This is a genomic window from Arthrobacter sp. E70 (genome assembly GCF_058266945.1).
The window spans coordinates 93394-108643 of sequence record NZ_JBYQFR010000002.1 but is presented as its reverse complement, the minus strand read 5'-3'; the positions used below and the strand labels follow the sequence as shown (position 1 = coordinate 108643).

The following is a 15250-nucleotide window of genomic DNA, read 5'->3' as shown; positions in this document are numbered from 1 at the left end:
GCAGCTACATGAGCAAAGCGGACAAGGTCCTTGCCCTCAGCGTCTCGTTGACTTCCCCTGCCTCACCGGCGGAGATCGGCGAAACGAAGAAGACACCGGACTGCTCAGTCGTGGAGGGCATCGGTGACTTCGCCTGCATGCAGTGGACAGGATGGTTCCGCGGGGAAGCCGGCGGAGCGTCGGCAAACACGGTGCTTAAGGCTGTCCGCGGCAAAGAGTCCCTCGACCTGCGCGTTGTAGCCATGCCGCCGATGTCGCCGGCAAGCCCGGGGCCGGACGGTAACGCTACCGCGCACGCACTCGCCCAGGCACTTGTCGAGGGCGGGTGGGGCAACGGGGCCGAACTTCGCGTTCCGCCTGCGCCCCCTGTTGGTCCGCAGACTTCTACGAACAGCCCCGTCTGCGCCCTGGTCAGTGCCGACGCGCTCAGGCAGGCCTTTGGCACCACCACCCAGGCGCAGGTCCTCCCCGGTGAGGGCAACTGCCGGTACCAGTTCGGCGCGCCGGGCACGCCTGGACCCGACTCACTGATGTTCTCCATCGAGTTCCATGAGGGCGGGGCTTCCCTGCTTTCAAGGAACCTGCCGCCGGATGGCGAAAGCATCGAAGGTGTTGGCGACAAAGCCATCCTGGTGATCCGGTCAGACCCTGGCGGACCAAAAGCGCTCCGGCCCCCGAGCGACGTTCCGGTCACCTACATGTCTCTCATGGTCGCCCGCGGACAGAACATGGCAATTTTCACCGCACAGATCCTGATCTCGCCTGACGGACCCACGCAAGAGCAGGTCAAGGAACAGTTCGTCACTCTGGTCAAGGGGATCGACTTCTGAGCCAGCCCCTGCCATCGCGCCACCAGGCCGTGGTACGCCCAGATAGCGGATGAGGATCAAGATGCGTCGACAAGCCGGGAGTGCCGTGCAGAAGCCCATGCGTGTTGGCAGGTCTGACCGAGCTGTGCTTTTGGCCGCAGGACTGCTGATCCTCACGGCGTGCGGAACCGCCCAACCTGGCGGCACCGCCTCATCCACCTCGCCGGAACGGTGTCTCTCGACATGGGAGCCAACACAGGGGCGGCGCTGGCTGAGGACGAGGCGCTGAACCTGATGTCGCAGGTCGCGCAGCAGTTTGTCGAAGAGATGAAGAACCACGAGCAGTTGCCATCGCTTCGATCCTGCCGTCCAGGCCGCGGCACACGCTTTTCCACATAGGGCCTCCGGGGCCTCCTTTGCGACCCCAGGACTTCTTACGGTGGAGCCATGTCACGCCGGGATGCTCGAGCAGCAGGTCATCAGGCGCGGCATGCGAGGGAGCGGCTTCAGGCGGCACTGGGGGAGGCCAGTGCCGGCACGCCCGAGGAGGGCCTGGCCCTTGACAGTTTCGAATACGGGGACGGGGTAGAACCGGACGGAGCAGATACCGCTGCCGGCTCCACAGGTGAATCCGGTGGGCCGCCTGCGCTGCGGTGGCGGGTGGGGTTGCGCGCAGCCGTACTTTTGGCTGCCCTGGCGGTGGCGGTCGGGGCTTGGTTCTGGTGGCAGGCGGCCGCAGCTGACCCTAAAGTCCTGCCGCTGGGTGGCGCCCGCCCGGAAAACAGCAGCGGGGCGCCCGGCGGCGCCGCACCTGTGGACGCGACCGGTGGATCTCCCGCCGATTCTGGCCCCGGGCAGGCTACGCCCGCTGCTCTCGTCGTGGTCCATGTGGCCGGAGCTGTGGCCAAGCCCGGTGTCGTCCGGTTGCAGCAGGGCAGCCGCATCAACGACGCCATCGCGGCCGCCGGAGGTGCCGCGCCGGACGCGGACGTTAACCGGCTCAACCTTGCGCTCGTGGTGCAGGACGGCCAGAAGATCCATGTCCCGCAGCAGGGGGAAGCCCTGCCCGCGGCGGCGGATCCCTCCGGTTCGGGTGCCTCGGCGGCGGACGGCTCAGGGTCCTCCGGGAGACCAGCAGGCCCTGCGGGCGGAAAGATCAACCTCAATACCGCGGACGCCTCCGAGTTGGACGCGCTGCCAAAAGTCGGCCCGGTGCTGGCCCAGCGGATCGTTGACTGGCGCAAGGAGCACGGCGCGTTCAAAACCGTCGAAGAACTTGATGCAGTGGATGGCGTGGGGCCCAAGATGCTTGAGGCGTTGCTGCCGCTGGTGACGGTCTAGGGCGGCCCCCGTGGCAGCGCAACCGGGCAGGAGGGGCAGGGAGGGCGGGCAGGCGACGTCCATCCCGGGTCCCGCCCCTAACGGCCCCATGGGCCGTAGCAGCCCTTGGGGCCGGTACATTGAGTCCGCCGTCTGGGGTGGGGGCACAGGGCCCAAGACTCCGGCCGCTGCGGGACCGCCACGAATGCCCACAGCGTCGGGAGGCAGCCGGTGGATGCTGCAGGGCTATCGGTCCCGGGTCAAGGAACACGTCCGCCAGCGCATGACCGAGCGCACAGCGCAGGAAGAAGCTGGAGCCAGCTCGGCGGGGCCACGGCGCCGCACCGACGTGAGGCTCGCCCTGCCGGCCGTGCTGGTGTGGAGTGCCTCCGTGGCCGGTCTTTGGCTGCCGCCCGCGGGACTGGCCATCCTGTGCTGCACACTGGCAGCCCTCGGCGGCCTCTTCCTGGCCGTCGCAGCGAAAGGCAGGCGGAAACGAAAGCTGCGTCACGCCGTCGCCCGCACAGCACAGCCCGGAAAGCCTCGGATTCGGGGACGGAGCTTCTCCGCAGCCGTGGGCGTCTCCCTCGCGCTGGCCGCTGCCGCCGCCGCCCATTCGGCAACAGCCTCCAGCCAACGGTCGGAGGGGCCCCTCGCCGAAGCAGTAGCGTCCGGCAAGTCAGCCGTCGCCGTCGTCGAAGTGGCAGGCAGCCCCCGCGCCCTGTCCGGCCCCGGCGGTACGGCCCAGCGGTGGGCGGTAACTGTCTGGACCCGCGACGTGGCTACTGGCGGCGTACTCGTGCGCACGCGGGCGCAGCTGCTGGTCATGGGCGGCCGCGGCTGGGGTGCGGTGGTACCGGGGCAAACTGTGCGTGCCACCGGTAAGCTGCGCCACGCCGAGCCCGGGAGCCCGGAGGCAGGGACCCTTGCCGCGTCGTCGGCACCCGGCAACGCAAGCGGTGGTGCTTGGCTCGACGGTGCCGCCGGGAACCTGCGGGCACGTTTCGTAGCGGCCTCAGCCTTCCTGGGCGGGGACGCGAAGGGGCTTCTGCCAGGAATGGTCACCGGCGATACCAGCGCCTTGGACGAGGGGCTGGAGAACGCCATGAAGCTTGTGGGCATGACGCACCTGACCGCCGTCAGCGGCGCCAATTGTTCACTGGTCCTGGGTGCACTGCTGCTCGCGTGCCGGAGGTGCCGGCTGCCGCGTGCTCCGGCAGCCGCTGCTGCCCTCGGCGGACTCGGGCTGTTCGTGGTGCTGGTAGGTCCGGACGCCAGTGTCCTGCGCGCAGCCCTGATGGGGGCCATAGCGGTCGCATCCCTGGCCGGCGGCCGGTCCGGCCGGGGCCTGAGCTTCCTGTGCCTTGCAGTCATTGGTTTACTGCTGGCCGACCCCGCGCTCGGCGCAAGCTTCGGATTCCTCCTGTCCGTGCTGGCCACCTTGGGGATCATCGTCCTGGGGCGGCGGATCATCTCCTGGATCCCCGGGGCGGTACCCCGGTGGGCAGCAGCCGCCCTTGCGGTGCCGCTCTCGGCCCAGCTGATGTGCGGGCCCGTCATCGTCCTCCTGCAACCGCAATTTGCCACGTACGCCCTCCTGGCCAACGTTGTGGCTTCGCCGTTGGTGGCGCCGGTAACCCTGCTCGGAACTGCGGCAGTTCCGTTGGTGGTCCTGCTGCCCTGGCTGGCCACCGCACTGATTGCCGTGGCGGGAACCTTCAGCGCTGGCGTCGCAGCCACTGCCAGGGTTGCGGCACAACTGCCGGGCTCGGCCCTGCCATGGCCGGAAGGAGTCCCAGGGCTGCTGTCCATGGCACTCCTGTCGCTCCTGGCGTTTGCCGCACTGTGGGTCGCCACCCGGCCGCGCCGGTTGCTTGGCTGGGTGCGCGCGGCCCACGCATGGACCGAAGCCAGGATCGGGCTGCTGGAGGACCGGTTTGCCGGCTGCTGTGACCCCGCCAGCCCCCGCAGCTTGGAGCGCGGCCTTGGTCATGGCAGGCTGGGATACTCCACTAAATCTTCCGGAAGGATCCTCCGATGGCCGCCGCTCAAAAGCGGGCAACCCGCGCCCAGGCGTCGAATACTGCCTCCTGGCGGGACGTAGTCCCCGCAGCCGTGGTGCTGGTCAGCGGACCGGAGGACTACCTGGGCATCCGCGCCATGGACAAAGTCCGCGCCCAGGTCCGGGCAACGGCGCCCGACGTGGAACTCAGCCGGATCAATGCGGCGGCGTATGAACCCGGGGCTTTGGCCATGCGGGTCAGCCCATCGCTTTTCGGCGAGAGCAAGCTGATCGAAATCGAGGCCGTGGAAGGCATGAACGATGCCTTCCTGGCCGATGCCCTGGACTACCTGCAGCATCCCGAGCCGGACGCAGTGGTGGTGCTCCGCCACGCCGGGGGAGCCCGGGGCAAGAAGCTCCTCGACGCCGTCAGGAAGGGCGGCTGGCCGGTGGTCGACTGCCAGCCGCTGAAGAAGGATGCCGACAAGGCCTCTTTCGTGATGGCGGAGTTCAAGGCCGAGGGGCGGCGTATCAACCAGGACGCTGTGCAGTCGCTGGTCAACGCAGTAGGCGCCGACCTTTCCGAACTCGCTGCCGCCTGCAGCCAGTTGATCGCGGACGCCGGCAGCACTGTCACTGTCGAGGTCGTGGACCGGTACTACGGGGGACGGGTCGAAGCCACAGCGTTCAAGGTGGCAGACGCTGCGATGGCAGGAAACGCTCCTCTTGCATTGTCGACCCTTCGGCACGCCCTCGCGACAGGAGCAGATCCGGTCCCCCTGGTGGCTGCCCTCGCGGCAAAGCTCCGGACGGTGGCACGGGTGGCAGGGGCGTCCGGATCCTCCGCCCAGATCGCGGCAGACCTCGGGATGCAGCCCTGGCTGGTGGAGCAGGCCCAGCGGGACGTCCGCCGGTGGACGCCCGAAGGCCTGGTGCGCGCCATCCAGGCCACGGCCGAAGCCGACGCGCAGGTGAAGGGGCTCTCCCGCGACCCGGTATACGCCGTCGAACACGCCGTGACGGTGATCGCCATGTCTGTCCAAGGAAGGTAGGGGACCGGCACGGTCCCGCACCACACGGGACCCTCACGAACGGTTAAAAGACGTGTGGCCGGTACCCGAGGGTACCGGCCACATCCATCAGTTCGTGGGAACTGGAAACCTTACAGGGCGTTGACCTTCTTGGAGATCGCCGACTTGCGGTTCGCTGCGTTGTTCTTGTGCAGAACACCCTTGCTGACAGCCTTATCCAGCTTGCGGCTGGCAGCAACGAGCGCAGTAGTAGCAGCTTCCTTGTCAGCGGACTCAACGGCGGTGTTGACGGCGCGGATGGCAGTCTTCAGCTCGGACTTGACTGCATTGTTGCGCAGGCGAGCCTTCTCGTTGGTCAGGATGCGCTTCTTCTGGGACTTGATATTCGCCACGTGTGAACTCTCTTTGTAATGCGGAAATGGTCTAGAGGGCTTTCAGGCTGGCCTTGACTGAGCGGCGTGGGGATACCTATGGCGGCCAACCATCAGTGACCGTCGACCTGCACGGACACACAGCTATAAAGAATAGCAGGTCAGTCGCGTGCGTGGCCATTTTTAGCTGCCGGCCCAGCCGTGTCGGCGGCGCAGTCCGGCGGCGACGGCTTCGAACCGCTCCCGGTCCAGCACCGCCCCCTCCCGGCGGATGCTGTCCGGCCGGATCTGCAGGATGCGGTCCAGCCGCGCCTCGCTGGCCCTGTCCTGCCGGTCCCAGCCCCCGGCTCCGAGGTCGACGTAGTCGCTGCTTGTCGATGCAGGGGGAACCCGGTCCTTGCTGGTGAGCATGAGCGCCAGCAGGTAGGGGCCATTGTGCCCCACGATGAGCACCGGGCGGTCCTTGCCCCTGGTGTGGTCCTCTTCGTACGGAACCCACGTCCACACTACTTCTCCCGGGTCCGGGTCGCCATCGGGCCTGGGCGCGTACCTGATGGTCGCGCTGCCGATGTAATCCCCGGGATAGGACGAACCTGACGGGGGCCGCCGGGCCCTTGCCGCTGTCTCCGTCGGGGCGGGCTTCGCCAGCAGCCGCAGGCCTGCCCGGACGGCGTTTCCCAGGGTGCGCAGATTGATCGCCATCCCGTCAGCCTATAGTCATGGCTTCCACCCGACGGTGCTGGCTGATGATGCGGTGCAAGCGCCCCGGACGTGGGACACTGGAGGTTGAAGAAATGCGGCTTATGCGCGGGCGCCCCCGGGTGCGTGGCGGAGAGCCGCGAAAATCCAACAGTAAGGACCCTGCGTGTCTCCCATGGCCCGCACCGCACCGGTGCCCGCCGCGACAGATCCGGCCGTTATTCGGAACTTCTGCATCATCGCGCACATCGACCACGGCAAGTCCACCCTGGCCGACCGCATGCTGCAGTCCACCGGAGTGGTGCAGGCACGCGACATGAAGGCACAGTACCTGGACCGGATGGACATTGAGCGCGAACGCGGCATCACCATCAAATCGCAGGCCGTGCGCATGCCCTGGGAAGTGGACGGCGTCAGCTACGCGCTGAACATGATCGACACCCCGGGCCACGTGGACTTCACGTACGAAGTGTCCAGGTCCCTGGCGGCCTGCGAGGGAGCGGTCCTGCTGGTGGATGCCGCCCAGGGCATCGAAGCCCAGACCCTCGCCAACCTCTACCTCGCCATGGAAAACGATCTCACCATCATCCCGGTGCTGAACAAGATCGACCTTCCTGCCGCGCAGCCGGAAAAGTACGCGGCGGAACTTGCCAACCTGATCGGCGGCGACCCCGAGGACGTCCTCCTGGTTTCCGGCAAGACCGGCGTGGGTGTCGAGGCCCTGCTGGACAAGATCGTCACGGACCTGCCCGCACCTGTGGGCGATGCTGACGCCCCCGCCCGTGCCATGATCTTCGACTCCGTCTACGACACCTACCGCGGCGTGGTGACCTACGTGCGGGTGGTGGACGGCATGCTGCACCCCCGCGAACGCATCCAGATGATGTCCACCAAGGCCTCCCACGAACTCCTGGAAATCGGCGTCAGCTCACCGGAACCCACCCCGTCCAAGGGGCTCGGCGTGGGCGAGGTGGGCTACCTGATCACCGGTGTGAAGGACGTACGCCAGTCGAAGGTTGGTGACACGGTCACCAACCTCGCCAAGCCGGCGTCGGAATCCCTGAGCGGCTACGCGGACCCCAAGCCGATGGTGTTCTCCGGCCTCTACCCCCTGGATGGCACGGACTATCCGGTCCTGCGCGACGCACTGGACAAGCTCAAGCTCAACGACGCCGCCCTGATCTACGAGCCTGAGACGTCTGCCGCGCTGGGCTTTGGCTTCCGCGTCGGCTTCCTGGGCCTGCTGCACCTGGAGATCGTGCGGGAACGACTGGAGCGCGAGTTCAACCTGGACCTGATTTCCACGGCCCCCAACGTGGTCTATGAAGTGACCCTCGAGGACAAGAGCGTCCTGACCGTCACCAACCCGAGCGAATTCCCGGCCGGAAAAATCAAGGAAGTCCGCGAACCCATGGTGTCCGCCACCATCCTGGCGCCCAACGAGTTCGTGGGCGCCATCATGGAGCTGTGCCAGGGCCGCCGCGGCCAAATGAAGGGCATGGACTACCTCTCCGAGGACCGGGTGGAGCTGCGGTACTGGATCCCGCTGGCGGAAATCGTCTTTGACTTCTTCGACATCCTCAAGTCCAAGACGCGCGGCTACGCCTCGCTGGACTGGAAGGCCGACGGCGAACAGGTGGCCGACCTGGTCAAGGTGGACATCCTGCTCCAAGGCGAACAGGTGGACGCCTTCAGCGCGATCACCCACAAGGACAAGGCGTACGCCTACGGCGTGATGATGACCAGCAAGCTGCGCGAACTCATCCCGCGCCAGCAGTTCGAGGTGCCCATCCAGGCCGCCATCGGCTCCCGGATCATCGCCCGCGAAAGCATCCGCGCCATCCGCAAGGACGTGCTGGCCAAGTGCTACGGCGGTGACATTTCCCGTAAGCGGAAGCTGCTGGAGAAGCAAAAAGAAGGCAAGAAGCGCATGAAGATGGTGGGCCGCGTGGAGGTTCCCCAGGAAGCCTTCATCGCCGCCCTGACCACCGACGAGTCCAAGGACAAGGCCAAGAAGTAGTGAACACCGCGTCCGGTTGCACCGGAGGCCCGTGCAATGCCTAGCACCCTTCCCCTCGGCGATCCGGCGCCGCCGGACGGTCTCCTGCCCGCCCAGGCGGCGGAGCGTGCGGCGGACCGTGCGTTCGGGCTGTACGTCCATATCCCGTTCTGCGCCGTACGCTGCGGCTACTGCGATTTCAACACTTACACCGCCACCGAGCTCGGCGGCGGTGCGTCCCAGGACGCCTACGCCCGGACGGCCGTCTCCGAAGTGCACCTGGCCGGCCGGGTGCTCGCGGCCTCGGGCCTGCCGGAACGCAAGCTCAGCACGGTGTTCTTTGGCGGCGGCACACCCACCCTGCTTCCCGCTGGCGACCTCGCACTGATCCTGCGGTCGGCCATCGACCAGTGGGGGATCGAACCGGGCGCCGAGGTCACCACCGAGGCAAACCCCGACTCGGTGACCCCGGAGTCGCTCGCCATCCTCAAGGACGCCGGCTTCACCCGTGTGTCATTCGGCATGCAGTCCGCAGTCCCGCATGTGCTCAAGGTCCTGGACCGGACCCACACACCAAGCCGGGTGCCGCAGGTGGTCCAGTGGGCACGCGACGCCGGCCTGGCCGTCAGCCTGGACCTTATCTACGGGACACCGGGGGAGTCCCTGGCCGACTGGCGCCACTCGCTGGAGACGGCGCTGTCGTACCAGCCGGACCACATCAGCGCCTACGCGCTGATCGTTGAGGACGGCACCAAGCTGGCAGCACAGATGCGCCGGGGCGAAGTGCCGGGAATTGACGACGACGACCACGCCGACAAGTACGAACTCGCCGACCAGCTCATCACCGAAGCAGGGCTTGGCTGGTACGAGGTCAGCAACTGGGCGCGCACGCCGGAGCAGGCGTGCCGCCACAACCTCGCCTACTGGCGGGGAGACGACTGGTGGGGAATCGGCCCCGGCGCGCACTCCCACGTGGGCGGGGTCCGCTGGTGGAACGTCAAGCACCCTTCCGCCTATGCCAACCGCCTGTCCCAGGGACTATCGCCGGCAGCCGCCAGGGAGACCCTGGATCCGGAAACCCGGCGGCTGGAACGGGTGATGCTTGAGGCGCGCCTGCAGTCCGGACTGGAGGTCGCCGCGCTCAGCCCAGCGGGGCGCCAGGAGGTGGCCGGTCTCATCGCCGATGGACTGGTGGAACCTGCGGCTGCATTCCGCGGCCGGCTGGTCCTCACGCTGAAGGGCAGGCTCCTCGCGGACGCGGTGGTGCGGCGCATCCTGCCGGACTGATCCCCACCCGCACCCTAACCTCGCAAGCTCGGTCAGGGAATCCTGCGGATGTGGGCACCAAAGCCTTCTGCGGTTACTTGATCCAGCGCAGGTTGTAGGGGTAGCGGTGCGGCTGGCCGCGGTTCACGTGGATGCCGGCGGCCACCGAGAAGCAGGTAAGGGCGACCCAGATCAGTGTGGCGATCACGGCGAAGATGTTGCCGACCACGGGAACGAACACCAGGATGTTGGCCAGTACCGCGGCGATGGTGGGTGGCAGGCTGAAGTTCAGGGCCTCTTTGGATTCCTGTGCGGTGAAGGGGCCACGGTCCCGGAAAATCAGGTAGATCAGCAGTGCGGGAACACATCCCAGGATGCCGCCGAAATGCGCGAGGGTTGCCCATTGGCGGTCTTCGCTGGCCGTGAGCGGCAGGGCGTTGGCCGGCACGCCATGGTACTCGGAACGGCCCTGGCCGTCCCTGTGATCACGTGCGTTTTCTGCCACAGTCTGTTTCCTTCGGGGGTGCAAGTTGTGCTGACTACTACCAAGAATACTGGCTCTTGGGGCGGCGTCCGGCCTTCAGGGCACAGTGAGGAAGTCGATCACTTCCTCCACCCTGCCTAGCAGCGAGGGCTCGAGGTCTGCGTAGGTGCGTACAGCGCCCAACAGCTTCTGCCATCCGAGCCCGACGTCCTCTTTGGTTGCATGGGGCCAGCCAAAGGCTTTCAGGATCCCTGTCTTCCAGTCCTGGCCCCGGGGGACGGCGGGCCACCGGTCGATCCCCAGGACGGCTGGGCGGATGGCCTGCCAGACATCGATGTACGGGTGGCCGACAATCAGGACGTTCCCGGCGGCGCCGGGCGAGGCCATCACGGCGTCCGCGATGCGGGATTCCTTCGAATTGGGCACCAGGTGGTCCACCAGGACGCCGAGGCGCCTGGCCGGCCCGGGGCGGAAGTCGGCCACCGCTGCGGCAAGGTCGTCGATGCCGTGCAGGGGCTCGACGACGATGCCCTCCACGCGGAGGTCGTCTCCCCAGACTTTCTCCACGAGTTCGGCGTCGTGCTTGCCTTCCACCCAGATCCGGCTCGCCTTGGCCACCTGCGCACGCTGGCCTTCGACCCGTACGGATCCCGACGCCGTCCTGCCTGCGGGCACGCCCGCTGCGGCCCGGGGAGCCGGCGGCATCAGCCGGATGGCCTGGCCCTCCAGGAGGAACCCGAAGCCCAGCCGAAAGGAACGGGACTTGCCGCGCCGGTCCTCCAGCGCCACCACGTGCATGCCTCCGGATTTCTCCACGCGGGTCACGGCACCCACCCAGCCCGACTGGACGTCCTCAAGCACCATCCCGCGTTCAACAGGAACTTCGGGCAGCTCCGCGCGGGCAGGCGCGGACATGTCCCGGGGGCCCCAGTTCTGGTAATCCATGAATGTGGTCCGCCTCGCGCTTGGTAGTGGGCACCGGAGTTTCGCCCGGAGCGGTACCAATGCTAACAACGTGCCGCGGCATAATAGACTGTTAGCACTGAGGCATGTCGAGTGCTAAACCTTTGGTGGTGGCAGCATGCAGGCGGGGCGGACGCCCCGGACCATGGATGGAGGTGGAATGTGAGCGAGCCACGCAAGCTGGAGGTACTGCGGGCCATCGTGGAGGATTACGTCCACTCCCGCGAGCCGGTCGGTTCCAAGGCCCTGGTGGAGCGGCATCATCTCGGCGTCTCCAGCGCGACCATCCGCAACGACATGGCTGCCCTGGAGGATGAGGGCCTGATTACGGCGCCGCACACCAGCGCCGGGCGCATCCCCACAGACAAGGGCTACCGCCTGTTCGTGGACCAGATTTCTGCGGTCAAGCCACTCTCAGCCGCGGAGCGCCGGGCCATCCAGTCGCTGCTTGAGGGGTCCGACGACCTTGACGACGTGCTGGACCGTACCGTCCGTCTGCTTGCACAGCTCACTAACCAGGTGGCCGTAGTCCAGTACCCGCACCTGAGCCGGGCCCTGGTCCGCCACATCGAATTCGTCCTGCTTGCCCCGCGCAAGGTCTTGGTGGTCCTGATCGCCAACAGCGGCAAAGTGGAGCAACGGGTCATCGACGTCGGACAGGACCTCGGCGACGATGTGCTGGCGGCCCTGCGCACGCATTTCCTCGGCGCGCTGGCCGGCACGCCGCTGAGCCAGCTCACCCAGGCGCTTCCCGCCGTCGTTGCCGCGGCGGCCCCGTCGCAGCGGCAGGCGGCCCACGCGTTGGCCCACGGCCTTGAGGCCTTGGCGCACAACAGCCGGGAGGAACGGATGGTGATGGCAGGGACCGCCAACCTCGCCAGGTCCAACGTGGACTTCCCGCTCAGCATCGGGCCGGTGCTTGAGGCGCTGGAGGAGCAGGTGGTGATGCTGCGGCTGCTGAGCGAGATGGCCCAGGACCACCGTGGTGTGGCCGTCAGCATCGGGAGGGAAAACCCGTATGACGGCCTGGCAGAGGCCTCCGTTGTGGCCACGGGCTACGGTCCGGACAGTGCCGCGAAAGTCGGGATCCTCGGCCCCACGAGGATGGACTATCCCACCACGATGGCCGCGGTGAGGGCCGTGGCGCGTTACCTTTCCAGGATTCTGGGGCCCTGAGCCCATCCTGCCGGCCGCTGTTTGCTGCGGTGGACGGCCAGGGCCGGGCAGCCCCAGTACATGCAGTACAACAAGGAAGAGATACGAACTTTGAGCAGCCACTATGATGTCCTTGGAGTCTCGCCGGAGGCAACGGGAGAAGAGATCAAGAAGGCCTACCGCAAGCTGGCCCGCACCCTTCACCCGGACGTAAACCCCGGTGCGGACGCTGCCGAGCGCTTCAAGGCAGTAACTCACGCCTATGAGGTCCTCTCCGACCCCCAGAAGCGCCGTGTCTACGACACCACGGGCAACGAGAACGGGACGGACAACGGATTCGGCGGAGCCGGGTACGCGGGCCAGGGCTTTGCGTTCCAGGATATCTTCGACACCTTCTTCGGTGCCGGCGGCACGGCCGGCCCGGCATCCCGTGTGCGCCGGGGCCAGGACGCCCTGATCAGTGTCCGCATCGACCTGCGGGATGCTGTGTTCGGCGTCAACAAGAAGCTCGAAGTGGATACCGCCGTCGTCTGTCCCACCTGCGACGGATCCTGCTGCCGCCCGGGAACGCAGCCGGAGCGCTGTGACATCTGCGGCGGCAGCGGCCAGGTGCAGCGTGCAGTCCGCTCCATCCTGGGCCAGGTCATGACCGCAGCGCCCTGCGGTACCTGTGAAGGATTTGGCACCGTCATCAAAGATCCGTGCAACGAATGCAGTGGCCAGGGCCGCATCCGCAGCCGGCGTTCGCTGACCATCAAGGTCCCCGCCGGCGTGGCCACCGGAACGCGCATCCAGCTCGCCGGGCAGGGTGAAGCCGGCCCTGCCGGCGGTCCCGCCGGTGACCTTTACGTGGAAATCCGCGTCAACAACGACGCCACCTACGTCAGGGAAGGCGACGACCTGCACGCCACCTTGCATATCCCCATGACAGCCGCGGCCCTGGGCACGGACGTCAGCCTGGAAACCTTCGACGGCACACAGGAGATCGACGTCAAACCCGGGACCCAGTCCGGGGAGATCATCACCCTGCGCGGCCTGGGGGTCACCCACCTGCGCGGGTACGGCCGCGGCGACCTGAAAGTCCACCTCCAGGTGGACACGCCGGCCAAACTGGATTCGCAGCAGGAGGACCTCCTGCGGCAGCTTGCCAAGCTGCGCGGTGAGCAGATCACCGAGGGCAAGCTCGCTGCCAGCGGCGGCATGTTCGCCAAGCTCCGGGACCGGCTCGGTAACCTGTAGCGGTGAGCAACCCCGTCTTCTTTACCGCCGCAGGCTCCCTGGACGGCACGGTCCCGGGCGGACTGTTTGTCCTCGAAGGGCCGGAGGCGCGGCACGCGGTCACCGTCAAGCGGCTTGGGCCGGGTGAGGCCGTGGACATCGTCGACGGCGCCGGCACCCGCATGACGGGGAAGGTCGTTTCGGCCGCCGCTTCCGGCCTTGAGGTGGAGTGCGGCACCATGGCGGTAGAACCCCGCCCGGACATCCGGCTGGTGCTGGTCCAGGCCCTGGCGAAGGGTGACCGGGACGAACTGGCCATCGAAACGGCCACCGAACTGGGCATTGACGCCGTCATACCGTGGCAGTCCGAACGGTCCATCGTGCGGTGGAAAGGCGACAGGGCAGCCCGGGCCCACGCCAAGTGGCAGTCCTCCGTTGCCGCGGCGGCGAAGCAGGCACGCCGGGCGTGGATTCCGGATGTCCGTCCCGCCGTCGAGTCCGCCGGGCTGTGCGCGGCCGTAGAAGCAGCCGATCTTGCGGTGATCCTGCATGAGGACGCCGTGCGGCCGTTGCGCTCCGTGCTTGAAGCATGGCACGGCCGCGGGGGCGAAGGCCCGCGTGAGGTTCTGCTGATCGTTGGTCCCGAGGGTGGCATCAGCCCACGCGAAGTGACGAAACTCTGCAGTGCAGGCGCCGTGACCGCCCTGCTGGGGCACCATGTCCTGCGGTCGTCAACGGCCGGCCCGGCCGCCGTCGTGCTTGCCAGCGATGTCCTGGGCCGATGGGCTGCTAGCGAACCTTAAAGGTCCGCGTGTCCTCGTTCCGGTCCGGCTCGCCGCCGGAACCGGCCTGCCCCACCCGCAGCTCGTAATCGCCCGGAGGCAGGGTGAGGGCGAGCGTGAAGGCCCCCGCCTGCCCCTGCTCGGCCGCGGCGGTGGTCTCGCCGGTCAGGAAAGGCGTCTTGCTGCCCCCATCCGCCGCTTGCAGGATCTGCCAGTGCAGCTTGCCGCCGGGGGAGGTGCTGCGTCCGGTGATCTTGACGCTGCCGCCGGGCACCTCCGCGTTCTCCTGGGGATCGATGATCCACACCGGCGCCACCAGTCCGGCAGCGCGGGTCATTAGCGCACCCAGCTGCACGTGGCCGAACGCCACATAGTCCGTGTGTCCGTCCACCAGGATCCGGACGCGGATCTGTTGTCCCGTATCGATCAGCCCCGAGCTCGCGGCAGCCGCAGTGGCCGTATAGATCAGCTGCTGGATGGCGCGGGCGGCCATGTCGGCGTCGAGGTTGCTGTTGAAGGCGTCCGCGGAGACGTCAACGGTGATGACATCCTTGCCCGAGATCGACGTGGCGAGCTTGCCGGGATTCTGCCACGGCGTGAAAAAATCCGGGTCAAGCGGCTTATCCGACATCATGGCCCGCAGGGCACGGGTTACCGGGTTCTCCTGCTCCGGAACGTCCCGGAACTCGCGGTAGAGGAAGATGTTGCCCCCGCTGCGGCCAATCCAGTACACGGGGGCCTTGTTCGAAGACTGCGTGGTTTCCAGCGGTGCGCTGGTGGCGGGACCGTCCGGCATGGTGCCGCCCGTGGCGGGCACCGAGGCGAGCGACCGGGACGGCGTCGGGCCCCCCTCGGCCGTGCAGCCAGACAGCACCGGAACGAGGACGAGGACTCCTGCCAGGACGGCGGGGCGCACCCGGCCCGCCATTCGTCCAGCCCATGAGGGCGCAGAGGTTTCCGGCACTTCCTTGCCCTTGTCCTTTCGTGGCGTGGCGGGCCGATCCCCTGGCGGCCTGGTGTCCCAGCAGACGCTGGGTTTCCAGCATGGCACAGCCTCCGGTCTACACTGGCGGTGTTTCGGCTGCACCCGCCCAACTGCAACGGGAACGATATGAGCCCGATATGAAGTTGATACAAAACACCCCACATGC

General features: G+C 67.4%; 15 protein-coding genes. 10 read left to right on the top strand and 5 right to left on the bottom strand.

All coding sequences use genetic code 11. The features are described from left to right. The first annotated feature begins 8 nt into the window (after window positions 1-8). From AC3IMC_RS02505 to holA, 5 genes are all read left to right on the top strand, one after another. The gene (locus AC3IMC_RS02505) at window positions 9-830 is read left to right on the top strand and encodes a hypothetical protein (protein WP_490916873.1); all 822 of its coding nucleotides are present in this window, start codon (window positions 9-11) and stop codon (window positions 828-830) included. A 222-nt stretch (window positions 831-1052) separates the two neighbouring features. Further along, a complete protein-coding gene (locus AC3IMC_RS02500; RefSeq protein WP_490916872.1) occupies window positions 1053-1208 on the top strand; it encodes a hypothetical protein in 156 nt (51 codons plus the stop codon). A 48-nt stretch (window positions 1209-1256) separates the two neighbouring features. Continuing rightward, on the top strand, window positions 1257-2150 hold the full coding sequence (locus AC3IMC_RS02495; RefSeq protein WP_490916871.1) for a ComEA family DNA-binding protein: 894 nt from the start codon (window positions 1257-1259) through the stop codon (window positions 2148-2150). A gap of 214 nt (window positions 2151-2364) precedes the next feature. Then, complete coding sequence (locus AC3IMC_RS02490) at window positions 2365-4233, top strand: ComEC/Rec2 family competence protein (protein WP_490916870.1); 1869 nt, start codon at window positions 2365-2367, stop codon at window positions 4231-4233. Beyond that, window positions 4167-5183 (top strand): DNA polymerase III subunit delta, encoded by a 1017-nt coding sequence (holA, locus tag AC3IMC_RS02485; RefSeq protein WP_490916869.1) that lies wholly within the window; start codon window positions 4167-4169, stop codon window positions 5181-5183. The genes AC3IMC_RS02490 and holA overlap by 67 nt, the downstream gene beginning before the upstream one ends. A 110-nt stretch (window positions 5184-5293) precedes the next feature. On the opposite strand, the gene rpsT is transcribed toward holA, so the two are convergent. Both rpsT and AC3IMC_RS02475 read right to left on the bottom strand, forming a co-directional pair. Then, entirely contained in the window at window positions 5294-5554 is a 261-nt protein-coding gene (gene rpsT, locus AC3IMC_RS02480) for a 30S ribosomal protein S20 (protein ID WP_221384918.1), read from the bottom strand. 162 nt (window positions 5555-5716) lie between these two features. Then, complete coding sequence (locus AC3IMC_RS02475; RefSeq protein WP_490916868.1) at window positions 5717-6235, bottom strand: type II toxin-antitoxin system PemK/MazF family toxin; 519 nt, start codon at window positions 6233-6235, stop codon at window positions 5717-5719. Between the two features lie 163 nt (window positions 6236-6398). On the opposite strand from AC3IMC_RS02475, the gene lepA reads away from it, so the two are divergent. After that, window positions 6399-8252, top strand: a complete 1854-nt coding sequence (gene lepA, locus AC3IMC_RS02470; protein ID WP_490916867.1) for a translation elongation factor 4 — start codon at window positions 6399-6401, stop codon at window positions 8250-8252. A 36-nt stretch (window positions 8253-8288) separates the two neighbouring features. After that, complete coding sequence (gene hemW / locus AC3IMC_RS02465; RefSeq protein ID WP_490916866.1) at window positions 8289-9518, top strand: radical SAM family heme chaperone HemW; 1230 nt, start codon at window positions 8289-8291, stop codon at window positions 9516-9518. A gap of 73 nt (window positions 9519-9591) precedes the next feature. On the opposite strand, the gene AC3IMC_RS02460 is transcribed toward hemW, so the two are convergent. Beyond that, window positions 9592-10002, bottom strand: coding sequence for a DUF4870 domain-containing protein (locus tag AC3IMC_RS02460; protein ID WP_221384931.1), 411 nt, complete (start codon window positions 10000-10002; stop codon window positions 9592-9594). Between the two features lie 75 nt (window positions 10003-10077). Next, on the bottom strand, window positions 10078-10926 hold the full coding sequence (locus tag AC3IMC_RS02455; RefSeq protein WP_490916865.1) for a DUF3097 domain-containing protein: 849 nt from the start codon (window positions 10924-10926) through the stop codon (window positions 10078-10080). Between the two features lie 180 nt (window positions 10927-11106). On the opposite strand from AC3IMC_RS02455, the gene hrcA reads away from it, so the two are divergent. The 3 genes from hrcA to AC3IMC_RS02440 all read left to right on the top strand — a co-directional run bounded on the left by hrcA (window position 11107) and on the right by AC3IMC_RS02440 (window position 14120). After that, the gene (hrcA, locus tag AC3IMC_RS02450; RefSeq protein WP_490916864.1) at window positions 11107-12120 is read left to right on the top strand and encodes a heat-inducible transcriptional repressor HrcA; all 1014 of its coding nucleotides are present in this window, start codon (window positions 11107-11109) and stop codon (window positions 12118-12120) included. A gap of 90 nt (window positions 12121-12210) precedes the next feature. After that, window positions 12211-13338 (top strand): molecular chaperone DnaJ, encoded by a 1128-nt coding sequence (gene dnaJ, locus AC3IMC_RS02445; protein ID WP_490916863.1) that lies wholly within the window; start codon window positions 12211-12213, stop codon window positions 13336-13338. Window positions 13339-13340: 2 nt separating this feature from the next. After that, entirely contained in the window at window positions 13341-14120 is a 780-nt protein-coding gene (locus AC3IMC_RS02440; RefSeq protein ID WP_490916862.1) for a 16S rRNA (uracil(1498)-N(3))-methyltransferase, read from the top strand. On the opposite strand, the gene AC3IMC_RS02435 is transcribed toward AC3IMC_RS02440, so the two are convergent. Further along, the gene (locus AC3IMC_RS02435) at window positions 14107-15027 is read right to left on the bottom strand and encodes a GerMN domain-containing protein (protein ID WP_490916861.1); all 921 of its coding nucleotides are present in this window, start codon (window positions 15025-15027) and stop codon (window positions 14107-14109) included. The genes AC3IMC_RS02440 and AC3IMC_RS02435 overlap by 14 nt on opposite strands. Between the last annotated feature and the right edge of the window lie 223 nt (window positions 15028-15250).